23 protein-coding genes are annotated in these 24,666 nt (G+C 50.2%); 13 read left to right on the top strand and 10 right to left on the bottom strand.

The features are described 5' to 3' along the window. Positions 1-233 precede the first annotated feature (233 nt). The 6 genes from JJD41_RS21210 (at position 234) to JJD41_RS21185 (ending at position 8,037) form a co-directional block, all read left to right on the top strand. Positions 234-3,005: a CHAT domain-containing protein gene (locus tag JJD41_RS21210; RefSeq protein WP_200669494.1), complete on the top strand. Its 2,772-nt coding sequence runs from the start codon at positions 234-236 to the stop codon at positions 3,003-3,005. 262 nt (positions 3,006-3,267) lie between these two features. Beyond that, on the top strand, positions 3,268-4,470 hold the full coding sequence (locus tag JJD41_RS21205) for a DUF389 domain-containing protein (RefSeq protein ID WP_200669493.1): 1,203 nt from the start codon (positions 3,268-3,270) through the stop codon (positions 4,468-4,470). A 109-nt stretch (positions 4,471-4,579) separates the two neighbouring features. Further along, positions 4,580-5,857, top strand: coding sequence for an adenosylhomocysteinase (ahcY, locus tag JJD41_RS21200; RefSeq protein ID WP_168567649.1), 1,278 nt, complete (start codon positions 4,580-4,582; stop codon positions 5,855-5,857). A 144-nt stretch (positions 5,858-6,001) separates the two neighbouring features. Continuing rightward, positions 6,002-6,625, top strand: a complete 624-nt coding sequence (locus JJD41_RS21195; protein ID WP_200669492.1) for an exopolysaccharide biosynthesis protein — start codon at positions 6,002-6,004, stop codon at positions 6,623-6,625. A gap of 109 nt (positions 6,626-6,734) precedes the next feature. Then, entirely contained in the window at positions 6,735-7,376 is a 642-nt protein-coding gene (locus tag JJD41_RS21190) for a DedA family protein (protein ID WP_234489041.1), read from the top strand. Between the two features lie 64 nt (positions 7,377-7,440). Further along, positions 7,441-8,037, top strand: coding sequence for a YqaA family protein (locus JJD41_RS21185; protein WP_234489040.1), 597 nt, complete (start codon positions 7,441-7,443; stop codon positions 8,035-8,037). Positions 8,038-8,104: 67 nt separating this feature from the next. Here the strand turns inward: JJD41_RS21185 and JJD41_RS21180 are convergent, their stop codons facing one another. Beyond that, positions 8,105-8,761 carry an ImmA/IrrE family metallo-endopeptidase gene (locus JJD41_RS21180; protein WP_200669491.1) on the bottom strand — a complete coding sequence of 219 codons (657 nt, stop codon included), beginning with the start codon at positions 8,759-8,761 and terminating at the stop codon, positions 8,105-8,107. A 2-nt stretch (positions 8,762-8,763) separates the two neighbouring features. Next, positions 8,764-9,126 (bottom strand): helix-turn-helix domain-containing protein, encoded by a 363-nt coding sequence (locus JJD41_RS21175; RefSeq protein WP_370583917.1) that lies wholly within the window; start codon positions 9,124-9,126, stop codon positions 8,764-8,766. A 280-nt stretch (positions 9,127-9,406) separates the two neighbouring features. Between JJD41_RS21175 and JJD41_RS25065 the strand changes: the two genes are divergently transcribed. The 5 genes from JJD41_RS25065 to JJD41_RS21150 all read left to right on the top strand — a co-directional run bounded on the left by JJD41_RS25065 (position 9,407) and on the right by JJD41_RS21150 (position 13,170). Beyond that, on the top strand, positions 9,407-9,742 hold the full coding sequence (locus tag JJD41_RS25065; protein WP_234489039.1) for a hypothetical protein: 336 nt from the start codon (positions 9,407-9,409) through the stop codon (positions 9,740-9,742). Positions 9,743-9,803: 61 nt separating this feature from the next. Continuing rightward, positions 9,804-10,499, top strand: a complete 696-nt coding sequence (locus JJD41_RS21165; RefSeq protein WP_200669490.1) for a hypothetical protein — start codon at positions 9,804-9,806, stop codon at positions 10,497-10,499. Positions 10,500-10,590: 91 nt separating this feature from the next. Next, positions 10,591-10,923 carry a hypothetical protein gene (locus JJD41_RS21160; protein ID WP_200669489.1) on the top strand — a complete coding sequence of 111 codons (333 nt, stop codon included), beginning with the start codon at positions 10,591-10,593 and terminating at the stop codon, positions 10,921-10,923. Between the two features lie 71 nt (positions 10,924-10,994). Beyond that, on the top strand, positions 10,995-12,008 hold the full coding sequence (locus JJD41_RS21155; RefSeq protein ID WP_200669488.1) for a coiled-coil domain-containing protein: 1,014 nt from the start codon (positions 10,995-10,997) through the stop codon (positions 12,006-12,008). 61 nt (positions 12,009-12,069) lie between these two features. Then, positions 12,070-13,170, top strand: coding sequence for a coiled-coil domain-containing protein (locus JJD41_RS21150; RefSeq protein ID WP_200669487.1), 1,101 nt, complete (start codon positions 12,070-12,072; stop codon positions 13,168-13,170). 86 nt (positions 13,171-13,256) lie between these two features. On the opposite strand, the gene JJD41_RS21145 is transcribed toward JJD41_RS21150, so the two are convergent. From JJD41_RS21145 to JJD41_RS21125, 5 genes are all read right to left on the bottom strand, one after another. Next, positions 13,257-14,666: a glutaredoxin family protein gene (locus JJD41_RS21145; protein ID WP_370583916.1), complete on the bottom strand. Its 1,410-nt coding sequence runs from the start codon at positions 14,664-14,666 to the stop codon at positions 13,257-13,259. A gap of 110 nt (positions 14,667-14,776) precedes the next feature. Continuing rightward, the gene (locus JJD41_RS21140) at positions 14,777-15,403 is read right to left on the bottom strand and encodes a 4Fe-4S single cluster domain-containing protein (protein ID WP_200669486.1); all 627 of its coding nucleotides are present in this window, start codon (positions 15,401-15,403) and stop codon (positions 14,777-14,779) included. A 73-nt stretch (positions 15,404-15,476) separates the two neighbouring features. Then, positions 15,477-16,037, bottom strand: a complete 561-nt coding sequence (locus JJD41_RS21135) for a ferritin-like domain-containing protein (RefSeq protein WP_200669485.1) — start codon at positions 16,035-16,037, stop codon at positions 15,477-15,479. Positions 16,038-16,156: 119 nt separating this feature from the next. Continuing rightward, positions 16,157-17,545, bottom strand: a complete 1,389-nt coding sequence (gene hemN / locus JJD41_RS21130; protein ID WP_200669484.1) for an oxygen-independent coproporphyrinogen III oxidase — start codon at positions 17,543-17,545, stop codon at positions 16,157-16,159. Between the two features lie 56 nt (positions 17,546-17,601). After that, on the bottom strand, positions 17,602-18,318 hold the full coding sequence (locus tag JJD41_RS21125; RefSeq protein ID WP_200669483.1) for a biliverdin-producing heme oxygenase: 717 nt from the start codon (positions 18,316-18,318) through the stop codon (positions 17,602-17,604). A gap of 251 nt (positions 18,319-18,569) precedes the next feature. Here JJD41_RS21125 and acsF point away from each other — a divergent pair, with 251 nt between their 5' ends. Together acsF and JJD41_RS21115 are read left to right on the top strand one after the other, a co-directional pair. Beyond that, positions 18,570-19,646 carry a magnesium-protoporphyrin IX monomethyl ester (oxidative) cyclase gene (acsF, locus tag JJD41_RS21120; protein ID WP_200669482.1) on the top strand — a complete coding sequence of 359 codons (1,077 nt, stop codon included), beginning with the start codon at positions 18,570-18,572 and terminating at the stop codon, positions 19,644-19,646. A gap of 166 nt (positions 19,647-19,812) precedes the next feature. Further along, entirely contained in the window at positions 19,813-20,388 is a 576-nt protein-coding gene (locus tag JJD41_RS21115) for a Uma2 family endonuclease (protein WP_200669481.1), read from the top strand. A 6-nt stretch (positions 20,389-20,394) separates the two neighbouring features. Here the strand turns inward: JJD41_RS21115 and recJ are convergent, their stop codons facing one another. From recJ to JJD41_RS21100, 3 genes are all read right to left on the bottom strand, one after another. Further along, positions 20,395-22,722, bottom strand: coding sequence for a single-stranded-DNA-specific exonuclease RecJ (gene recJ / locus JJD41_RS21110; RefSeq protein ID WP_200670227.1), 2,328 nt, complete (start codon positions 22,720-22,722; stop codon positions 20,395-20,397). Positions 22,723-22,844: 122 nt separating this feature from the next. Continuing rightward, positions 22,845-23,468, bottom strand: coding sequence for a dephospho-CoA kinase (coaE, locus tag JJD41_RS21105; protein WP_200669480.1), 624 nt, complete (start codon positions 23,466-23,468; stop codon positions 22,845-22,847). Positions 23,469-23,688: 220 nt separating this feature from the next. Further along, complete coding sequence (locus JJD41_RS21100) at positions 23,689-24,342, bottom strand: S-layer homology domain-containing protein (protein ID WP_200669479.1); 654 nt, start codon at positions 24,340-24,342, stop codon at positions 23,689-23,691. Positions 24,343-24,666: the final 324 nt, after the last annotated feature.

The following is a 24,666-nucleotide window of genomic DNA, read 5'->3' as shown; positions in this document are numbered from 1 at the left end:
AGTTGGCAAAATCGAGGCGCGCGATCGCGAGTTCTTCTATGCTAACCTTGCGCCCCGGGCAATGGCGACGCAGCTAGCCGCGATCGCACGCAAGGGAGTTATAACGGAAACGAACTACGATCGATCTCGATGGCGAAACTCTGCATCTACTGGAGAACCCACCCGTTGGTTACATTCCCAGTTTTTCCAACAGTCGATCTCTAAGCCTTTTGAGGGCGATCGCCCGGAATTTTATGCAGCACTTTCGCTATTTTCGCGTTCCTCTGTTTTTTCTCGCTTTATTATTGTTTGCTCTGACATCTTCCACCCCTGCGAGTCAGGCGCGCCGCTTCCTCGCCCCCGTACGCGCACAAAGTGAGTCGGCGACTCCACGAGAGCGCATCCAACACGCCGATCGCCTGTCCCAACTCGGACTCGAACAAGTGCGACAAAATCAGCTCGATGCGGCTCGGCGATCGTGGCAGGGCGCCTTAGAGATTTACGAGGAGGTTGGGGATAAATTGAAACAAGGCTGGATCGCCATCAACCTCGGACTCCTTTATGAAACGTTGGGGGACGACGAAGGCGCCGTCGCCTACCACCAGCAATCCTTAGAGATCGTTCGCGAACTCGGCAAATCCGACGCGGAACGGGGGGTTCTCCATAACTTGGGTCGGGTTTACGAACGTCTCGCCGAGTATAAACAAGCCCAGCAGGTTTACCGACAATCTTTAATGCTGGCGCGCCAAATCGGCGATCGCCAGGGGGAAAGCGAAGCCCTCCACAATCTGGGGAATGTCTACCAAGCGATCGCCGAGTATAAACAAGCCCAGCAGGTTTACCGACAATCTTTAGAGATTTCCCGGGAATTGGGGGATCGAGAAGGGGAAAGGAGTTCGTCCGTCGGACTGGGGAATGTTTATCTGAGTCGGGGAGAATATGGGCGATCGCAGCAATTTTACCAGCGCGCTTTAGTCGTCGCGCGAGAACTGGGCGATCCGACTGGCGAAGCGGATGCGCTGGTAGGTCTGGGGTTGGTGTTCCACGCCGTGGGGGAATATCGGGAATCGGAATATCATTTGCAGCAAGCACTCGCCATGAGCGAGCAACGGGGCGATCGCCCGAAACAAGGGCAAATTCTGACCAATCTCGGTATTGTTTACGAGAGTCGCGGGGAATATCCCCGGGCTTTGCAGGTGTATCGAGACTCTCTCACGATTGCTAGGGAAGACGGCGATCTCGCCACCCAAGCGAAAATTCTCGATAACTTGGGAACGGTTTACAACCATCTCGCCGAGGGCGATCGGGCTGAAGACGCTTATCGGCAATCGCTGGCGATGAGTCGCGAACGGGGCGATCGGGTCGCCCAAAGCAATACCCTCGGCAATCTGGGGATTCTCTACGAACGCCGTGGCGACTTCGATCGCGCCATCCGCTCTTACCTGCAATCGTTAGCGATCGCCCGCGACATTGGCGATCGGCGCGCCCAAGCCAACAGCCTGCACAATCTCGGCAGTCTTTATGAAAAGTTAGAACAATACGATCGCGCCGAGCAGTATTTATTGGAGTCGATCCAAATCCGCGAGCAATTGCGGCCCGATCTCAGCGACAGCCAGAAAATTACCCTGTTCGACCAGTACAGGCGCACTTACGAACGGCTACAAAGCGTTTTGATCGCCCGCGATCGGATCGAGAAAGCCCTCGAAATTGCCGAACGGGGTCGGGCGAGAGCGTTTGTAGAATTACTCGCTCGGCGAGTGAGTGAGGATTTCGATCTCGCCTCCGCCAGCGCCCCTCCCGATCTCGATCGCATTCGAGCGATCGCTCGGCTTCAGAATGCCGTAATCGTCCAATATTCGATAGTTTTAGATGAGTTTACCGTCGGCGGTTCTCCCCAATGGCGCGAATCACAATTGTATATCTGGGTGATTCGACCGACGGGGGCGATCGCCTTTCGGCGCGTCGATTTGACCCCGTTATGGCAACAGCAACAGACCTCGATCTCCGAATTAATTTATAAATCGCGCTGTTTCGGCGATTTTAGCTGTTATTCCCAGTTCGAGACCGCCGGACGGGGAAACCAACCGCCCCAGGCGATCGATCCCAGACCGCCTAGAAGTTTCAATCTCGGCGCCCAAGCGACTCACATCGAACCGCCGCCGGAATGGGAAGCGACCTATGACGAGTTAAAACAACTGTACCAACTGTCGATCGATCCGATCGCCGATCTGCTCCCCACCGATCCGGATCGGCACGTGATTTTTATCCCTCAAGATTCCCTGTTTCTGTTGCCGTTTCCCGCCTTAATCGACGAAAACGGGCGCTATTTAATCGAAAAACACGCCATGCTGACCGCCCCTTCCATTCAAGTGCTGGAGTTCACGCGACAACAAAGTGAGATACTGGCAAATCGCGAGGTTTTGATTGTCGGCAATCCGGAAATGCCTCTGGTCGCGGACGGGGTCGGCGAACGGGCGATCGCCCTCAAACCGTTACCTTATGCCGAACGCGAAGCCCGCGAAATCGGCCAAATTTTGCAAGCAACGCCGTTAATCGGCAAGCAGGCGACAGAAACCGCAGTGGTCGAGCAGATGCAAACGGCGAGGCTGATTCACTTGGCGACTCACGGCAGTTTTGACCCGCAACAAGCCCTCGACAGTTGGATCGCACTGACTCCTTCACCCACCGACGACGGCTTGCTGACGGCGGCGGAAATTTTCGAGTTAGACTTGAATGCGGAGTTAGTGGTGTTGTCCGCTTGTGAGACTGGACGGGGGAAAATTACGGGGGACGGGGCGATCGGGTTGTCGCGATCGCTCATTTCCGCCGGAGTGGCGAGTGTCTTGGTCTCTCTGTGGTCCGTCCCCGACGATACCACCGCCGTGTTGATGGAAGAGTTTTATCAGCATTGGCTCGTTTCCGGAGACAAGGCTCAAGCTTTACGACAGGCGATGTTGAAAACGATGGCGAAAGATCCCAATCCCTATGGATGGGCCGCATTTACGTTAATTGGCGAGGCAGAATAAGGCTGTATCGGCTGTATGTCTTTGGTTGCCGCTCTTTTTATTTTAAATGATAATAAACATTGAAACCCGATCGCCAGGATTCATACAAATCAAACTGGTCGTTCGCGAAGCGGCTCCCTTGGAGCATCGCCGAGGCGATCCGATCTAACTCGATTCGTGGGGACGATCGCCCCTTTACCAGAGAAAGGCTCTATAATTAACAACAACTTTAGACCGGGCGCTTGATTTTTTATCTATTATTTGAAAACAGGCGATCGCTTCCATGCAAAAAGCCTCCTTTGAAGATCTTTTACGACTGCGCAAGCAACTATTAGAAGATGCAGATTTTGACTTAAATTATGCTGTTTTAGTCATCAGTTCTTGCGCGATCGCGACCATGGGTTTACTCAATAACAGTCCCGCCGTCATTATCGGCGCGATGATTATTGCCCCATTAATGATGCCCTTGCGCGGAGTCGCCCTCGGCGCCTTAGAAGCCGATATCGACTTAATTCGTAAAAGTTTGATAACCGTCGGTGGCGGGACGGCGATCGCCATTTTCCTTTCGTGGACGATCGGTCGTCTCGTCAACTTACCGATCTCCGAATTTGGCAGCGAAATCCTCTCGCGAACCCAACCCAATCTTGCCGATCTTGCAGTGGCGATCGCCGCCGGAGCGATTAGCGGTTTTGCCAAAATCCGCCCCAAGTTGAGCGACGCCTTAGCCGGAACCGCGATTTCCGTGGCTCTGATGCCGCCGTTGTGCGTGGTCGGGCTCAGTTTAGCTCAAAACTATTGGGTAGCGAGTTGGGGGTCTTTCCTGCTCTATTTCACTAACTTTTTAGGGATCGTTCTCGCGTGCATGTTGGTGTTTGTTTGGGGCGGTTACTATATCGAAACCCAAAAAATCGGGCGAGCGTTGGGCTGGACTTTTGCCCTGACCGGGGCGATCGCAATTCCCTTATTTTTCAGCCTCTGGACCTTACTGCGCGAAGCCAACGTGCGATCGAATCTCAAAGAAATTCTTAAGCGCGAAACGATTACTGTCGGACAACAAGTTAACTTACTCTCGGCGATCGAGATCGATTGGACGAAACAACCGCCAGAAGTCTTTTTAAGCGTCGAAGTCAAACAACCGATTACCTCCAAACAAGTCAGAGAAGTTGAAAAATTTCTCGATCGCCGCATGGGACGCCAGTTCACCTTAGTATTTCGAGAAAGTCAAATCCGGGAAGTCCGCAGCACGCCTAGCACGGGCATCTCCGAAGTCTTAGAACCCTTCGACCCGGCGACGGGGGGTTTGGGCGGCGATCGCCTCTACCCTCCTCCGTCAGAGGATATGTTAAAACCGAAAAAAACAGCGAACCCAACCCTCGATCCGGGGGTTCGGGAACACGAAGATCCCTCCCGCAATCAACCCCAGCCAACTCCCACCGCACCGACGGAAAACTCAACACCCACGCCAACTCAATCCCCCTCTCCTTGAGCCTGCTTCACAGGGGGGTCCCCTGACATTCCGGGCGGGTGTGTACTAAGGTGGTAAGGTTGGCAAACGTAAAAATTGTCGTTAATTTGTCGTTCGAGGAAACCGTTTCATGACAGCAACTTCCACTCAAGTCAAACATGAAGTCAAAGATCTTTCTCTCGCCCCTCTAGGCAAGCAACGGATTGAGTGGGCAGGTCGCGAAATGCCCGTGTTGGCTCAAATTCGCGATCGCTTCGCTCAAGAAAAGCCCCTGGATGGCATCCGCTTGGTGGCTTGCTGCCATGTAACCACGGAAACCGCCAATCTCGCCATTGCCCTCAAAGCCGGGGGCGCTGACGCTATTCTGATCGCCAGCAATCCCCTCAGTACCCAAGATGACGTTGCCGCCAGTTTGGTTGCCGACCACGGTATCCCCGTGTTCGCCATCAAAGGTGAAGACAACGAAACCTATCACCGTCACGTCGAAATCGCCCTCGACCACAAACCCAACATCATTATCGATGACGGCAGCGACGTGACCGCTACCCTCGTCCAGCATCGCCAACATCAACTCCCCGATATCATCGGCACCACGGAAGAAACCACCACCGGGATCGTCCGCTTGCAAGCGATGTTCAACGACGGCGTTCTCTCGTTCCCGGCGATGAATGTCAACGATGCCGAAACTAAGCATTTCTTTGACAACCGTTACGGAACGGGTCAATCCACCCTCGATGGCATTATCCGCGCCACCAACATCCTGCTGGCGGGTAAAACCGTCGTCGTCGCCGGATACGGCTGGTGTGGTAAAGGTGCCGCCTTACGCGCTCGCGGTATGGGTGCGAACGTGATCGTCACCGAAATCAACGCGGTTAAAGCCCTCGAAGCAACTATGGACGGCTTCCGCGTCATGCCGATGGAAGAAGCGGTGCGTTACGGCGACTTGTACATCACCGTGACCGGGAACAAGCACGTACTGCGCGCCGAACACTTCGAGAACATGAAGGATCGCGCGATCGTTTGCAACTCCGGTCACTTCGATATCGAAATCGACCTCAAATCCCTCGGTTCGATGGCTTCTGACGTTCGCACCGTGCGTCCGTTCACTCAAGAGTACCGTCTCAAGTCCGGTAAGTCCGTCGTGGTTCTCGGGGAAGGTCGCCTGATTAACTTGGCGGCGGCGGAAGGACACCCCAGCGCCGTGATGGACATGAGCTTCGCCAACCAAGCCCTCGGCTGCGAATATTTGGTCAAGAACAAAGGTAAGCTCGAACCGGGTCTGCACTCGATTCCGACCGAGCTCGACCAAGAAATTGCCGCGCTCAAACTCAAAGCGATGGGCATCAATATGGATATCCTGACGGACGAGCAAGTTAAGTACATGAACTCCTGGACCGCAGGAACTTAATGACTAACTGAATTAATTTAAGGATTTAGGGTGGATTCGTCCACCCTATTTCGCTATCTTAACGGTTTTTTCTGCGTTCCTAGTATTTTTTGACGATTTCATTTTCACGATCTCACTAGAATTTCACTAGAAGTAGTTAACCCTGTGGCTCGACTTTCTGTTGAATTAACTCGCTACTTTTTCCAAGAAGAACGTGCTGCCGAAGTTACGCTTTCCGATATGTGGACGTTGGCTGGAGAGCGGATTTTCGGGTTTCTATTCGTGGTTTTAGCGCTACCTTCGGCTCTCCCCGTTCCCGCGCCGGGTTACTCGATTCCGTTTGGAATTGTTTTATTATTTTTGGCGGTGCAGTTGATGATGGGATCGAAACAGCCTTGGTTACCGGAAAAAATGCTGCGCCGTCCGATCGCCCTCAGTACGGTTCAGGGGTTTTTAAAAGCCGGGATTCCTTGGTTGCAAAAAATTGAGGTGCTGTCCCGTCCTCGCTTCAGTTATATCTGTACTAGTGTTTCCGGTCGTTTGATTATCGGTTTGGCGATCGCTTTGATGTCGATTTCGATGATGATTCCGATTCCGGGAACCAATACTTTACCCGCGATGGGCATTTTTATTACGGGATTCGGTTTACTCGACGATGACGGCGCGATCTCTCTGGCGGGTTTGGTGGTCTGTGCGATGGGTTTCGTACTTTCGGCATCGATTTTGTTTTTCGGTTATGAAGTGGTCAAACGGGCGATCGATCTGGTTCGCGAGTCGATCGGATTATAATTGACGGATTCATTTTTCCCCGAACGGCGATCGCCTGTTATGCTCGATAGTGGCGGGCGATCGCCGGATTTCCACTCTAAAATCTAAACTCTACATTCCCCAAAATCGAATGTTGTCTGAATTCGCGAATCTGATTAACAGCTTGAGCGATTTACCCGAGGCGATTAAGGCGTTCGGTTTGATCGGAGTCTGGACGATCGTTTTACTGGAAACGGGGGTTTTCTTCGGCGTCTTTTTGCCGGGAAACAGTATGCTGTTCACTGCAGGGGTCTTGGCCCAACAAGGTTTATTCGATCTCGGTGCGCTGACAATGGGTGCGTTCGTTTGTGCGGTTCTCGGTAACAATATCGGCTACAGTACGGGCTACCGTTTCGGACGCCGTTTGTTCCGTCGCGAAGATTCGTTAATTTTTCACAAAAAACATTTGGTCGCCGCCCAACTTTTCTACGAAAAACACGGCAGAAATACGATCGTGATGGCGCGATTTTTGCCGATTATTCGCACGTTTGGGGCGATCGTGGCCGGGATCGGCTCGATGAATTATCGCACTTTTTTAGTCTATAATACCGTCGGCGGTGCGGTTTGGGCGTTTGGTATTCCCCTCCTCGGTTATTATCTCGGGGCCCTGATCGGCGACGATATCGATCGCTATTTACTGCCGATTATTTTGGTTATGATTACCGTATCTTGCACCACGTCTCTCGTACAGATTTATCGCGAACACAAAGCCAGCAAAACCAATCGTCTATGAGGCAATTTTTGCCCTCGAATCTCACCGAAGTTCTTGTGATCGGGTTATCTGCGATCGCCTACCCTTGAAAATTCAACAACTATGCAAGCGCGTTTATGATTCGACGATCGCCCTGAGTGAAAGCCGTTATGGCGCGATCGCCTTGTTTTTTTTGGCTGCCGCCGAATCGGCATTTTTGCCGCTTCCCGCTAACGTGTTGCTGATGGCTTTATGTTTGGGAAAACCCTCCGCCTCCTTTCGTTTTGCCACGATTTGCACCGTCGGTTCCGTCCTCGGAGGCATCCTCGGTTACGGCATCGGTCTATTTGCCTTTGAAGCTGTAGGCAAACCCTTATTAAACTTTTACGACCCGCAACGTCAAGTTTTTACAGAGGTTAAAAATCTGTACCACGATTGGGGATTTTGGGGAGTCGTTATCGCAGCCATTACCCCCATTCCCTATAAGTTATTTACCCTAGGATCGGGAATTTTAAAATTCGATTTCGTTCAGTTTCTCCTCGCTTCGATCGTCGGTCGCAGCTTGAGAATTTTTACCGTTTGTACTCTCATTTTCTTCTTCGGCGATCGCATCAAAACATGGCTTGAAGGGAATTTAATTGAGTCGATCGCCGTAATTGGAACCCTCGCGATCGCACTACTGCTCTTACTCAAACTGTTCTGAAGCACGGGCGATCGCGGTTTCATCCGTACAGGTGCCTGGGATTCGTTCGAGACCGTCGAGGGAGAGACTAGCCGTATACAAACGCTTTCCCGGGATAAATTTGGCGCGATCGCTTGGGAATGTAAATCCATTCCAAATCTTGCAAGCGATTGACCAAATTGGAGATACTGACCCCCAATTGCTCGCGCATGGCGTATAACTCGGCCCATTCCGTCAAATTCCGGCCCTGGCGCATGTCTTCCAAAATGTGGCGCGGCATCAGCAAGCAACTGGCAAAATATTGCGCCTGCCACTCAATGGATTGCAACTGGGTCAAATTCGGCGAAATTCCTTCCCTCAGTTCCCGATTGCCCCGACAGACAAACGGTAAGTGAGACTTTTGTGAGGTGCTTTCAGCCGCTTCTAGATCGACATGTAATAACCAATGGCCGATCTCGTGGGCGAGGGTCGATTCTTGGAAGCCTTGGGGCATCTCCAAAATCTCCTCGTTGATTTCGATGCAGCGCTCTAATGGCAAAATCCGAGCGGCGATCGCCCCTTCCTCGTCCGCCGCGATCGCATCCCAAACTACGCCGAGATCCAGAAAATCGGCCACCAACGTCGGATCGAGAGGCCACTGGGGGACGAATTGCGAACCGCGTTGCTTCATTTGTCGCAACAGTTGATTCGCCCGGTATTCGATTTGAGCTTTTGTATAAAAGCGGTACGGTTTGAAAATCCCCAAGGCTATTCCCCCTGACTGGCTGCCTCAAACACTTTCTGCGCAAATTCCGGATTCTCTCTCATACGCCGCAACAGCGCGGGCATAGTTTTGTAATTTTGCTTGAGAAATTCTTCGTAAGCTTGCGGCATCCGTCCCGCCAAAACGATCAATTCTTCTTCGTCAAGATCCAAATGAGCCGCTAAACCCCGGATCACTTCTTCTTTCGGCGCGTACTCCGAGCGATCGTTTTCCAGTTTGGACAGATAGGTAAAGTCTACATCGATCCGATGGGCGAGTTCGCGCTGGCTGAACCCTTTATCCTTGCGGCTTTGACGGATGAGTTTCCCGAAGGTCAAGCCTGTGGCTTCTCGATCTGCTTCTTTCACGGTGATTTCCTCTCGATACGAGCCATTGCAAAAGCGTGTCTTGTTGATGACACCAGCATTGTAGGCGGTTTTGACAAAAAAATCAACTCCAGGGGTTGACGCAAGATTCAACACGAGCTAGACTGAGTTTAGTTGAATAAAGGTTCAACACAAAAACACTATAGATAGGGTTTAAAACTGGATGCAGTCCCAATCTACCCCTATATATAGATGTTTCTCTCGGGATGGCGATCGCGCGCCCCCCGATCCCCGCCTTGAAGTCCGATCGAGGAGAACGACGATGCTCAAAACCTGGAGTGACACGCACTACAAGCTAGAAGCACAAGATTGGTTGTATATCGCCAAACATGAAGATCGGGGGGCAGCCTCCCTGGTGTGTCCGGGTTACGCTCGCGATGGCGCGGGATTCAGCATTCACTTTACCCCGGCTCACATTGAAATTTTAAAGCACTTACTCGCCGCACTCGAAACCTGCGAACCCTCCGCAGAAGCGACGATCGCCTCCGAGACCGTCGAGGAGTCGAATTGGGTTGAAGTTTATCCCCCGGGGGAAGCGCAAGGCGCACCCTACAAATATCCAATTCCCGCACGCAACGATCGCCCCGTCATTCGCTGAAAGCGGGTTCGGGCGATCGGCCAACAGATCCCCCAACAACAAACAAATAGGAGCAGTCAAAATGGCTAAGAAAGCAACGATTTCCGTCTTCGGAACTAAACCGGAAAATGCAATCGTGGTTCCCGAACTTCCTCTCGCCGTCCGCAATAATTGCCAGAGTGGAAAATGGACGATTGGCGATGAAGAATACGGATCGAAACTGTCGATGACAATTTTGAAATTTAGCAAGTTTTTCGGCAGTTTAGGACAGACCCACAATACCCTTTGGGGACAAATTTGGTTCGTGGCCGAATCCGGCGAATTGCCGAAAGGGGTCGTCATGGTCACCTATATTAAAGGGCGTTCTTTAAGCGACTTCAATCGCTTAGTTGCCTCAGTTCAAGCTCGGGGAATCGAACCCGCCGAAGGCATTTTTATTCCCGAATTTCTCAAGCATTCCGGACAAAAACCGGATGAAACGGGCGTCCTCAAGCCGATCAATTACTATTCTTTAAAATGGGATTGGCTGGAACGTTCCGAGTGGGACAGTTTGGAACAAGCCGCCGCCGTTTTAAGCGACTCTCAAAATCTCTCGCGCATGATCGATTTGGAAAGTACGACCAATATGGTTTGTCTCGACAACTTGCCCCCTCATGAAATTGCCTGTTTGATGGCTGCCTACAGCAACGGTCACGACAGCCAAAATGGCGATTTGGCCTTACCGGGGGGTGAGTCGGAAGCCGCAAACCCAGAAGCACAAATGGCTCCTGCTTTTTAAACAGCGATCGGGATCGTGCTTCGCCGACGGCTCGATCGCCGAGGCGAAGCGATCCTTTCAAAGGCAACCGAGATAACGGTAGGGTGTAAAAATGAAGGAATTGACAAAATTGAGCAAATTAAGCGATCGCCGCGAAACTCAATTACGCGGAAAGTTAGTGACGATTGACGACATTCGCGGCGATGGTTTAAACGATCTCGATCTGCTGGCGCAAGATTTTCAACACATGAGTTTAGTGGTCAAGTCGGTACAGCGAAATTACAGGCGATTGCTCAAACAAAATCGACGATTGCAAGTCTTGCTGTTAAAATCGATGGATCGGTGTTATTGTTGGCCGGGAAATCGCTGCGATCGCTGTCAGGAAATTCTCGAAGTTTTGGGCAACCCATCCCTTTGCGATTACGTCGAGTTAACCGAAGAATAATCGAGATGGCATGACGGGCGATCGCCTCGGTCAAGTCTATCTAAAAACTGTAAGTTTAAGGAGTGTCAATCATGCCCCAAGAGAGTGCTGCTAAAGATAGTAAGGCTCAAATTTTAACTGAATTTCGTCAACTGCTCGCCGAGCGATCGAAAATTGAATCGAAAGTCGCGACCAAAGAAGAAGAGGCAGAAAAAGAGAAGAATAAAGAATTACTCGCCGTCGCTTCGACTTATACGATCGATAGTATCGTTAAAGGATTGGCCGATTTACAGTTAGATTTCGGCACGATCGTGCAGTCCCTCGCCGACAAAGTCGAGACCGAATCGGAGAAATTAGAGCAATTACGACGGGCGATCGCCATCGAAGGCGATCGGTTGGAAGAATTACGCAAAGTGCGAGTCGTTGCCGATGCCCTTCACATCTTCACTCAGGAACATCGGGAAAAACTGGCCAACTTAGAAAAAACCGCCAACGAACAGCAAGAAGCCATCGAAAAAGAGATGGCGAGCGAACGCAAAGCCTGGGAAAAAGAACAAGCAGAATTTGAGGCGAGGGCGCAAGAACAACAAGAATTACGATTGCAAGCGCGCCAACAAGAAGAGGCAGATTATCAATATAAAATCGAGCGCTTGCGGAAAGTCGAAATGGACGAGTACGAAGAACTCAAACGAGTTCAAGAACGAGAATTGCAAGGGGCAGACGTTCAGAAACAGAAAGACTGGAGCGAACGCGAACGCGAACTCGACCGCCATCAAGCCGAATACGAACAAAATCTACAAAAAATTGAAGGATTTGAGGAAGAATTGAAGCAAGCCTATACGAAGGCCAAAGAAGAGGCGATCGCCGAAGCCCGTCGCGAAGCGAAAGTTAAGGCTGATTTGTTCGAGAAAGAGTGGGAAGGAACGAAAGAAGGTTACGAATTAACCATTCAATCTTTGGAAAATACGATCGAGCGACAAACCGCAGAAATTGCCGATATTACCGCCCAATTGCAAGCGGCGATGCGACAGGCTCAAGACTTGGCGATGCGCGCATTTCAGAATACCGATCGCGGCGATCGTGCCAGTACGAGTGGCAATAAATAAGCCCGCCTAATTTCAAGCCGACCGCTACAGTTAGAATAGTCCAAGAATTGCAACAAAGACGATGGCTAAAAAAATCAATTCTCGCAGTACGAAAGCTGAAATCCTCGAAGCTTTTGAAGAGCTAAAAAAAGAAAAATCGTCCTTAGAGTCGCAACTGAAAAAAACAGAGAAAGAGAAAAAGGAGATCGCGAGTAATCCCTTAGCTGCCGCGCAACAAACCACCCCTTCTGCTGAAGTTAAACCGAAAATGAATGCTCCAAAAACCGCTAAAGACAAGATGCACCAAACCATCGAAAGCCTGCAATTATTACAATTGGGCTTTGGGAGTGCCGTCAGCGAACTTTCGGAACAATTGACCGCCGAAGCCTCGAAACTGTCTGAATTGCAAGCCTCGGTAAGTGAAGAGATTGAAGAATTAGAAGCCCTTCACGAACTCGAAGTCGAAGAAAATACCCTCGATACATTACTCGAAAGTTATCAAGAGCGATCGAAACAATTTGACAGTGAATTAACGCAACAACGGGAGACCTTAGAACAACAAATCCAGGATTTAAACAAAAACTGGAAAAAGGAAAAAGAAACCCACACTCGCGAAATTCAAGAACGCAACCGCGAACACCAGCAAAGTCAACAACGGGACGAGGAAGAATATCGCTACGACTTACAACTCGCCCGAGATTTAGATAAGGAAGAATACGAACAGCGCAAACAAGCCTTATATCAAGAGCTAGAAGAAGCCCGAGAAACCCAAGAGAAAGAATGGGAAGAACGGGAAAAGGCGATCGCCGAACGAGAGAAACAACAAGCTGAAGCAAAAGCCAAAGTCGAAGCCCATGAAAAAGAACTCGAAACCAACATTAAGAATGGCAAAGACAATGGTCGCAATATCGGGAATTATCAGGCAAAAGTCGCCGCAGATTTACGAGCAAAAGAAGTGGAAGGTGCCACCCGATCTTACGAACTTCGGATCAATTCTCTGCAACAAAGTATCCAAAACCAAGAAGCACGAATCCAAAGCTTGAACAAACAGCTCGAAGGTGCATTAAAACAAGTGCAAGACCTGGCGGTTAAGGCGATCGAAGGAACGGCGAATTCTAATTCTCTGCAAGCCATTAAAGAAATTGCCGTCGAACAAGCCCGCAATCAGCAGAAGAATAAATAAGTTCTGAATGAACTTCTGAATATTCGTTCAACCGTAGGGACACGACATGTCGTGTCCCTACCCGTGCGATCGCCCTTTTTTATCGATTAAGCCAAGATTAAAAATTCCGGCTTAAATAACATCAACAAGCCAAAGAAAAGCATGAAAGTACCGCCGACTAATTTGAGAATGCGACCTTGATTTTCATTGAGTCGGGCGGATTTAAAGGAATAGATAAAGTTCGCCAAAATCGCCAAGAGGGGAAGGATATAAATCGCCGCATAGATCGCCGTCCAATAAGAATAACACGGCCACGCATTGGAGCCGCACACGTTAATCAGCGTAGCCATATAAACGGTGGGTAAAATGGCCGTACAACCGAGTTCGATGATATTGACAAAAATAGCGAGTAAAATCGTGCCTCCTACCGCAGCGAGCAAGCGAATTTTATTCCCTTCGGCGCTTTTGAGTTCCCGAACAATTTTCCCGGCTTTTTGGGTGATCGTTAACTGCTGCTTTTCGGAAAGGGAAAGGGAAACCGACTGTTTGAAGAAGAAGTAATCTTTAATGTTAATCAGTCCTGCGATCGCAATGAAGGCACCTAAAATCCATAAAAAGATAGTGCCATATTTTTCGAGAAACACCGAACCGACTAACACCATTAACATAATAAATAGAAAATACATCACGGCTGAAGTCGTGATAAATGTGCCGCCGACAATGCTCATATCTCGTCGGCTTTTGGTGTAAGTCAGTAAAGAGAGGAGAATAATTAAGACGGTAAAAGCACAAGGATTGAAGCCGTCGGCAAGGGCGATCGCCGATACAAATAAAGGAAAGGGGAGTTGACTGGCAAACTCTTTAATAACAATGTCTGGAGTTGAAGCAATAAAGGCAAATAAGCTAACAATTGTGAAGGCAAAAGCACCGCCCATCCAGTAGCGCTGGTGCTGTTCGGTTTTTAATTTATTGCGGGTGAAGGGATAGCTTGAAACATAGAGAATTGGAAGAAGAAACCAAGCCAAGTTTTTTTTTACATTTTGAGCTAAGTTTGGTGTTTCTCGATCGCTGGAAAGGGAGAGAGACGCGCCTATTTCTTCTTCGACGGCGCGAATAATTTGATTGCGATAACCGATATAACCTTGGTAGGCTTCATTATATTCTAAAGCTCCCTCGCCATTGACGTAGCCGATGAACGATCGCTCGCCGATAAACGTGCGCGGAACAGCACCGGAAAATACCCCATATTTCGCCCGAAATTGTTGCCACAATTGGGGTTCTTCCGTGACTTCGTGAAAATGGACTGTCACGCGATCGCTGCGATCCATTTCATGCATTAACGGCTTCTGTTCGGCGCAATGGGGACAAGTATAACTGTAGAAAAAATAAACGTCTAAAACACCATTTTCAGTTTGAGCGAAGGAGTAAAGCGGGGTCAGAAAGACCGCCACAAACGCCAATACCCCGAGGAGAATATTTTGCCAATTTTGCCAATTTTGCCAAGATCTATGTCTCACTGGCCCGACCTCTAGAATTAGAAAGTATTTCTACTTAATTCCGATCTTGAGCCATTCACTCCGGTTTCGGCACAGGTATTTACAAAACTTACAACAGGCGGTCCAACAGGTTATCCTTCCGCCAAATCCATTTGTCCTCGAAATCCGGTAATAATGCGGGTTCCATCTTTGAGAACGTGAATCTCGATTTGGTCGCTGGCCCAGGTAATTTTATCTTCAAATTCGGGATTAAAAATGCGTACCTTTTGATTGCGTGAAGAAACGGGAGATTCTGGAGAATGAATCGCCTGATTTTCTAAATAGGGTCCGTCGATCAAAATATCGAGTTCGGCTAGTAATTCTTGAGATCCAGGAGGGGCTTTTGGCGATTGCAATTCGTCCAAAGTAAAGCCACTAAACGACATCACATTTAACCCCGCCGCTTTTAATTTTTTGGCGAGTTGCGTTAATGCGGGAGCCTGCCAAAATGGTTCGCCACCGGAAAAAGTCACTCCTTGATTGTGAGGATTACTCAATATTTTTGCGGCCAATTCATCTACAGAAATTACTTGATTGAGTTCAAACGACCAAGAAGCGATATTAAAACAGCCGGGACATTCGCGGATGCAGCCTTGCACCCAAACAACTGCGCGCGAACCCGGTCCGTTGACTTCGGATTCGTCTACATAGCCCATCATATTAAGATGTCCCGGGGGAATTTTTGCGAGTTCGGGTAAGGGATCGATCGTTGTACTCATGATGTTAAGTTGGTTCGCTATTTTTTAAGTTGTAGGGTAGGCACATTTTACCCATCCTACTTTCCCTATTCTATCAGCGAGAAACTCGCTGCAAACAGCGTTGAAATGCGGGTAAATGTCGTTGTTCCGAGATATTTCGCAACCGCAAGAATACGGATCGGATATCCGGTTCTTCAACAAAATTTAAGAAGCGATCGTACATTTCCACGTTGTCAATTTCTCCCTGCACCCCCATTTCACAGGCTTCTTTTAAAGTGGCGGGGGCTTCGATATTGTTGGCGTAACGATCCTCGGGGAGGGGAACGCCGTATTTTTGGAAAAGCGGTTCCCACATTTTGGCGTGGCGGTCTTCGGCGATGACGATATTCGTAAAAGGGCGAATTTCGCCAAATTTATCGATAACCGCTTGATATAAAGCGCGAGCTTTATATTCGTCTTCAATGCCTTCAATCATGGCTTGAACGGTACGATCGCTCGGTGTTGTGGCCGCTTGGCTGACGGCGGTAGTATTTAAAGTGAGAGCGACGATCGCCCCCGTGCAGGCGGCGAATTGACCGAGGCTTTGACCGCGATTTCGACCGCAATTTTGGCCGCGATTTCGGCGAGAGTGATGTTGATTTCTGCGATGGGGCATGGGTTTGTCCGGGTGAATTTTTAGCTCGAAAAACGACGAAGCATTCGACGATCGCCTCGGGAGACTTCCCGCCTGTTTGCGAAGGTGAATGCTTCGCTGTTTTAGACAGAAACAATAACTTAAATTGCTTTTGACAGGCGCTCTAAATTATGTTCCGGCGTGTGGGCGTCGAACACGAAACCGATATTACGAATGAGTAAGCGTCCCACGGGAGTTACTTCGATTTTTTCAGAATCGAGGCGCACTAAACCATCGGCAGCTAAGGCTTCCAAGTCGAATAATTCCCGATCGAAATAAGTATCGAAATCGATGTGATGCCGCTCTTCCATTTCCTGTTTGTACAGCGTCCAGTGGCACATCAATTCCATAATCACATCGCGGCGAATTTTGTCGTCGCGATCGAGATGGTAGCCTTTTTCAATCGGCAATACTCCCTCGTCGATCGCCCGATAAAAGTCTTTGAGACGTTTTTGATTCTGCACGTAAACGTCATCCAACATACTAATCGAGGTTAAGCCAAAACCGAATAACTCAGCCGTTCCCGCTTTGGTGGTATACCCTTGGAAATTTCGGTGTAACTGCCGTTCTCGCTGGGCGATCGCCAATTCGTCATTGTCTTTGGCGAAGTGATCCATCCCGATAAACTGATAGCCATTTCCGGTTAACTTCTCGATGGTCATTTGCAAGATATCGAGTTTTTCGGAAGCGGTCGGCAGTTCGTCTTTGGGTAAATTTTTCTGGACGGGTTTCATCCAGGGAACGTAAGCAAAATTAAAGACGGCGACGCGATCGGGATCGAGTTGTAAAGTCTTGTCGATCGTTTCAGTAAAGGTTTGCAAGTTTTGATAGGGCAAACCATAAATTAAATCGACGTTGACGCTTTCAAATCCGGCTTCGCGAATCCATTCCATGACTTGGAATAGCATTTGTTCCGGTTGAACTCGGTTGATGGTTTCTTGAACTTTGGGGTTGAAATCTTGAATGCCGAAGCTAATCCGATTGAACCCAAATTGTTTGAGCAGTAAAATATAGTTGCGATCGACGTAGCGGGGATTAATTTCGATCGAAATTTCCGCATTGTCTTCAAAGGTGAAATGGCGATCGATCGCCTCCCACAAGCGTTCGACGTGGTGGGGTTCTAAGTAGTTGGGGGTTCCGCCACCCCAGTGCAGTTGGGTGACGCGGCGATCGCGGTTCAGTTGCGGCGCCACGGCTTCGATGTGGCGGGAGAGATAGTCGAGATAGGGTTCGACGACGGGTTTATGTTGGGTGACGATGACGTTGCAACCGCAGAAATAGCAGGCACTTTGGCAAAAGGGAAGGTGAAAGTATAACGAAAGCGGTAATTTCTGCTCGTTTCCTCGGGCGATCGCGCCGTGAAACTCCGACACGGGGAAGTTTTCCGTCAATTGCGTGGCGGGAGGATAGCTAGTATAGCGGGGCGTGTTGCGGTTGTATTTGGCGATCAGTTCGCTGTTGAATTTAACTTGGGGGTCGAACCGTTCCATGACGCTCTTTTGCTCTTAAAGTGTGATAATTGGGTAGAAACAGACGAATACTTCGTTTATTGCGCGACCGCACTTTCCGTACTTCCGGCGCGGCGATCGCGGGTGAGGCGATCGAACTCATCCCGTCCGATCGCCGCAATCAGATCGGCTTCGAGGTCGTGAAACAAGCCTCGACTGAGTTTGAACGATCGCTCCGCTTCGGCGGCGATGCGATCGGCTTGCGCTTCGTCCACCTCTAACTCGTTCAAGGCTTGGCGGTAACGTCCTTTAAAGGCGTTTAAATCGCCAATATTGCTGAAATTGTAGAAAGCATTGCCGCGATCGCCCTCTAAATTCAAACCCGTTTGGATAATTTTTCGGAAGCTTTGACCGCCGGACAAATCCCCCATGTAACGGGTATAAGCATGGGCGATCAGTAACTCCGGTTCCTCGCTCGAAATTGCGCGAATTCGCTCTACAAAGCGCTCGGCTCCCGGCAAATAGGGGATTTCGGCGCGCCAATTCTCTCCGTAATAAAACTTTAGATCTTCTTCCAAGTTGGCGCGGCGATTGAGGTCGTGGAAATACATCGCTTTGACGATCGAATTTTCCAAATTTCTTTGGATTTCCTCTTCTAAAGCGCTGTAGACGAAATACAAACTCGCTATGAGTTTCTTTAATGAGTTCGGTTCGACAACTCCTTTGAGAAAACACTTTACAAAACCCTGATTTTCCGATGAAGTATGGGGTTTTTTTGTCGTTTCACGAAGCTTGATTGCTAAATTACTACTCATCTGCTAAATCTAATAGTTGCTGCAGAAAAAAGCCGCCAACCCTTCCCTAAAATTGGAAGGTTTGAACTCGGTCTGACTTCGCAATAGTGCCGAAGTCCCGCGCGGCTCTCTTTAGTGATGTAACTATATTACTATATGGGCGTTAATTTTTTAAAAGCGAGCTTTTCCGTTAAAAATCTTAATAAAAGTCGCTTTTAAGATTTAACACTATATAATGATGTGGCAATTTAAAACAGGGACATTTCGGAGTAATGGTCAACACTGCCCCCAAACCCAGCCAAAGCGAACTCAAACCGGGTACGAAGGAAATGGCGAAAGAGACGATTCTGACGCCTCGGTTTTACACCACCGATTTTGACGCCATTTGTCAGATGGACATCTCGTCTCAAGAGAGTGAACTGCGGGCGATGCTCGAAGAAATGCGCAACGATTACAACCGCGACCACTTCGTGCGCGACGAGGAGTTCGATCGCTCTTGGGACGACATCGACGAAGACAAACGCCGAGCATTTATCGACTTTTTAGAGCGCTCGTGCATGTCGGAATTTTCCGGATTCTTACTTTTTAAAGAAATTTCGCGTCGCGTCAAAAAAAGCAATCCCTTATTAGCAGAAATTTTTCATTTAATGGCGCGCGACGAAGCCCGTCATGCAGGGTTTTTAAATAAAGCCATGGCGGATTTCAAGATTCGGCTGGACTTGGGTTATTTGACAAAAGCTCGCAACTACACTTTTTTCAAACCCGAGTGGGTCATTTACGCGGTTTACCTGTCGGAAAAAATCGGCTATTGGCGCTATATTACGGTGTTCCATCACCTGCAAGCCCATCCCGAAAATCAGTATTACCCGCTTTTCCGTAAATTTGAAAGCTGGTGTCAGGATGAAAACCGCCACGGGGATATTTTTAAAGCCTTGTTGCGATCGCAGTCCTCCATGTGGAAAGGTTGGAAAGGGCGCTTGTGGGCGCGTTTCTTCCTGCTGTCCGTGTTCGCGACCCATTCCCTGACCGTCCTCGAACGGGCCGATTTTTACCGTTCCATCGGACTCGACCCGATCGCCTACGATAAAGAAGTGATCCGCCAGACCAATAAGACCTCGGCGCGCGCTTTCCCGGTGATTCTCGACGTGGAACATCCGCAATTCTTCAAACGGATGTACCGTTGCAGCGATCGCAACGAGAAAATCGCTGAAATTGAAGCCAGCAGCGCGCCGAAAGTCGTGAAATTCTTCCGCAAATTGCCGTTAATTGCGGGAACGGCGATCGACCTGCTGCGCCTGTACCTGATTAAACCGATTGACGCGGAAGCGACGCGTCAAATGGTCTGCTAACGCCGTGGCGTTTCTGGGGGAACGGCGAGGATAGAATGGAAAGCGAACCGAACCCCCGAACCGTCTCGACCAGGGAGAAGGGAGGGTCTGCGCCCTCAACGCTCCCGTCATCCGATGGGAGCGCAACGGTGGATCCTCCGGGTCGAATCACGAGCAGGCGACAACCATGATAAGCGAACCCGATCGCCATCGATTAACTGTAGAAGAATACCTCGAAGCCGAACGCCATAGCCCGATTAAGCACGAGTATCTTGATGGGGAAGTGGAGGCGATGGCGGGAGCGAGTGCATCGCATATTCTGATTACGGGTAATCTTTATGCACTGATTCGCGATCGCCTGCGCGGTTCTGGGTGTCGGGTTTTGTTTTCTGATATGAAGGTTTACATTGCCCGTCGCCATCGATTTTACTATCCGGATTTACTGGTGACCTGCGACGATCGCGATCGCCGCGCCGAATATTGCCTGGAATTTCCCAAACTCATCGTCGAAGTCCTCTCGGAAACGACCGAAGCAAAGGATCGAGGCGATAAATTTGCAGATTACAGCGAATTATCGAGTTTGCAAGAATACGTTTTAGTTAGCCAAAAACAACAACGGGTAGAGTGTTTTGAGCGCACTCCACAGGGTCAATGGATTCTGACGCGCTACGGTCCGGGGGACGTGGTTCGCTTCAACAGTGTGGGATACGACGGTGCGATCGCCGGAATTTATGAAGATGTGGACTTAGGCGATCGCCCCTAACCGCCTCTAAAAGCGGATTTTGCCTAACTTCGCCGGAGAGAAGCCATACCAGCGATGCAGGCGTTCGAGTTCCCGGACGAGGGAATCGGTTTTTGGAAAATCCTTGCAAGGATAGCCGAGTTCGCGCAACGCCGCCAGCACCGTACTCGGCGCCACCCAATGGGCTTGGGAAAACTTGAGCAGGTGCAAGGGAGTACCGGGCGATCGCGCGAGATATTCGCTCAGGAGCGATCGCAGCTTCTCCGGCGACGGCAGTGAGGGGAGTTGATTATATATATAAATTTGCTGGGGTTGCCCTTTCGCCAAAAGCCACTTTAAGTGAGTGAGAGACGGGGGCAGCGTCCAAAAAATGAAGGTTTCGCAGACCCCTTGGGGGCGATCGTAGTCGATCGCGGCGTGGGTTGGTCCCGCGCTGGGGCGCCCGTCCCCGTAGACGAAGACCCGCCCTTGCAGTTGTCCGAATAAGTCCTCTAGACGCGGTCCGGCGAGCCATTCCGGGCGGACGGAGACCGGGGGCGCCTCGGGGTTGACCAAGATCGGCTGTGCTGGGGGCGCGACTTCGGGAAAGCGGGCGCTGACCAGTTCGAGTTCGATGCTGGTTTCCCCATTCCAGACATTTTCGCGCAATTTATAGGCGACATCGACGCGCGGCGGCAGGGGATAGTATTCGCCCCAGCGCCAAGCGATCGCCTGAATCCGGTTGGCGGGGGAACCGTCGGTTTCTAAAGTCAGCTTCAGATGACCTTTTCCGACGATCCGTTGTTCGACCACCTTCGCGTTAGGCGTCCAAAAGACCGGGGCCGGGTTTTCGATCCCGCAGGGGTGAAGGGCATCAATTTCGCGGTAAAACTGCAAGTTAATGCGATCGAAGTCGAGGGCGGTATCGATCGCGATCGCGGGTTTGAGGTGGGACGGATCCAGACATTGACAGGCAAATTGGCTGAGGCGATCGCCGAAGCCTTGCAAATTATCGCCACTGAGCGAAAAGCCGCCCGCCGCCCGGTGACCGCCGTATTTACCGAGCAAGTCATCGCAAAATTGTAACGCTTCAAACACATCGAATTCTGGAATCCCACGCGCCGACCCGCGAACGTGGGTTTTTTCCGCATCTTCGTAAGTCCCGATAAACACCGGGACGCCGTAGCGTTCTACCAAGCGGGAGGCGACAATCCCGATGACCCCATGATGCCATCCGGACTGGACCACCAGCAGGACGCGGCGATCGCCCAAATCGATATTGCTGCTTTCCACCCAGGCGATCGCCTCCCGTTCGATCTCCTCGCACATTTCCTGGCGCCGGGCGTTAATTTGTTCGCACTGCATCGCCCGTTCCAGGGCCACCCCGCGATCGTCCGTAGTCAGCAGTTCGATGACGATTTGCGGGTCGCCGATGCGCCCCACCGCATTGATGCGCGGTCCGAGACGGAACCCGATCTCGTCCGGTTTCATCGCCCGCCCTTGTTTCGAGGCGCTACTCGTCGCCCCGGACACTTGAATTAAGGCTTGCACCCCCGCTAACTTAGAATTCGGTAACTGGCGCAATCCCCATTTCAACCAGCGACGGTTGACCCCGGTCAGGGGCGCCAGATCGGCGATCGTTCCCAGAGTCAGCAATTCGCGTAAAGGATTAATCAGGGGTTGGGCTTTTTTTAATTTTTGCGCCAGACAGACCGCCAAAATATAGGCGACACCGACCCCGGCGACCCCGCGATAGGGAGAATCTTCGCGAATCAGTTTCGGGTTGAGAATGGTGGTGGCGGGGGGAACTTCCGGCGGGACTTCGTGATGGTCCGTGACGATGACATCCAAACCGAGATTGCGCGCCAAAACGATCGGTTTGAACGCTGCAATTCCGTTATCGACGGTCAGAATTAGTTTGACCCCTTCCCGGTGAAATTCTTCGACAATGCGTTCGTTAATTCCATAACCGTCTTTCATGCGGCTGGGGATGGCATAATCGACATTGGCGCCGAGGTAGCGCAAGGCGCGCAGTAATAGGGCCGTACTGGTCATCCCGTCGGCGTCGTAGTCGCCGCAAATCGCGATTTTCTTGTTCGTGGCGATCGCGTGAATCAGCAAATTAATGCTTTCGTCGAGGGCGGGAAAATCGTCTAAAGGCGAAGGAAGATCGAGAGAATCGGGATGGATGAAACCTTGGGCCGCCTCAACCGTGGTCATCCCGCGATCGATCAAAACTTGAGCTAAAACCGGGGAAAAATCCGGGGAAATTGCCCGCGCCAATTCCTCGGCGAGTTGGGGGGATTGGGGGTAAATTTTCCACCGATGGTTCGGTAGTTTGGCTTGAGTTCGGCGACGAAGCGTAGGATCGGGCATGATCGGAGGGCGTAAGCGGTCGGCAATGTCATGACCCAAGTGGGTTGGGCGATCGGGTTTTTTCGGTTTTGCGATCGCTTGAAATAAGGCGATCGCGGCCATGACGATGCTAGCCGATCCTATCAGTTATTTTGAGCGATTCGCGATCGCACGGCCCGATCGACCTGTTTGTAAAGTTGGGAAAGATCCCCACAATTGTCGAGAACGACATCGGCGCGATCGCATTTCTCTGCGAGAGGAAGTTGGGAATTAATGCGTGCTTGAGCTTCTTTTTCACTCAAGCCATTGCGTTGTTGGAGGCGATCTCGCTGCAGTTCGGCAGAACAAGAAACAACCCAAATTTCGCTGGGTAAATGGGTGAGATTGGCCTCAAAGAGTAGGGGAATAGCTAACACGGCGGTTGCGTCTGGTTCGAGTTGGGCGATCGCCTCCAAAAACCGATCTCGAACGGCGGGATGAATTTGCGCTTCAACCCACTTGCGTTCTTCCGTATTATTAAAAATAATTTTACCGAGTTCCGGTCGATTTAAACTTCCATCTTCTAAGCGGATCTTCGCACCGTAGCGATCGTAGAGTTGGTCTAAAATGGGCGAACCTTTTTCGACCACTTCCCGCGCGTAAACATCCGCATCAAAAATCGGCAACTTATAAGTTTTTGTCAAGTAATCGGATACGGTTGTTTTCCCCGTAGCAATGCCTCCAGTCAGGCCGATCAAGCGATTGTTATTACTATTAATATTGTTCATTTTAATCACTTGCACCCTTATCGAGCAGAGATTTTATTTGATAGCCATCCTCAATCAGCGATCGGTGGAGGCGATCGCAGCATAGATGATTAAACCCGATCTTCAATGAGGTTCGATCCTATTGCGCTAGTACATTTATCGGGTTCACCTCCTTACTCCTCTAGATTTAAAAAGACAAACAATAGAATCTCGATCTTCTTCCCTCCTGCTTCTTCCCTCTTCAATCCACCGGGAAATCGGGAATCGTCCCCGGATTTTGTTGTTTTTCTAAATAGCGGTCTAACACATAAACCATGTCCGATCGCGTCATCGGTTGTAACGGCGAGATCGATTGAGTTCCTTCTAAATTAACCAATTCCTCGATTAAAGCCGTCGCGATCGCCTGTCGCGCCCAATAGGGAACGCGATCGGCGTCCGCATACCGTTTTAAAATCCGATCGACTTCGCCATCACCTAACGGTAAAACGCCGTAAGCTTGGGTAAAAATTGCGAACCCTTCCGCGCGCGAGATCGGGCGATCGGGATAAAAATATCCCGGACGATAGCCGCTCATAATTCCCGTTTTAACGACCCATTGAATATCGTCATACGCCCAATGACCGGAACTGACATCGACTAAGGAACTCGCCGCATTTTCATCGACGATCGCCCGTTGTTGCAATTGAAACGTTTTCACTAAAATAGCGGCGAGTTCCGCCCGGGTGATGCCCCGTTCTCCATGAAAACTGCCGTCGGGATATTCACTCATCAATCCCGCGCCGATGACTCGTTGAATCGCCGCCTCGGACAATTGGGAAAGTCCGGGAAAAGCAATCGCTGGAATCAGGGCGATCGCCCCTAATAAAATCAGAAAGTTTGCTTTTGTTTTCTGCATGATTTCGATCCAAATCGTTTGTGTTTGTTCTTTGGTGTTTCTTTGGTGTTTGTTCTTTCTCGATTGTCATTTCCCAATAGCCATTTCTGGATTGGGGTTGCTTTAGGGTTAATGCGATCGAAAACCGCCCCGGTCAGGGGAATCATGCGATCGCGCCTCCCCAATTGGGATCCTCCCCGCTTTGAGTTTCTCAAAAAATGGGCGACTCCAACACCAACCGGATTCCTCCCGCAAAATTGCCGATCTCGCCAAAATCAACAAAATCGATATTTTACGTGGGTATAATTGCTTTTTGATAAAAAAGCCGTTATGCTTAGCAGCATT

This window comes from Oxynema mangrovii CENA135 (genome assembly GCF_016632315.1).
GTDB classification, from domain to species: Bacteria; Cyanobacteriota; Cyanobacteriia; order Cyanobacteriales; family Laspinemataceae; genus Oxynema; species Oxynema aestuarii.
This window is presented reverse-complemented; position numbering and strand designations above follow the sequence as displayed.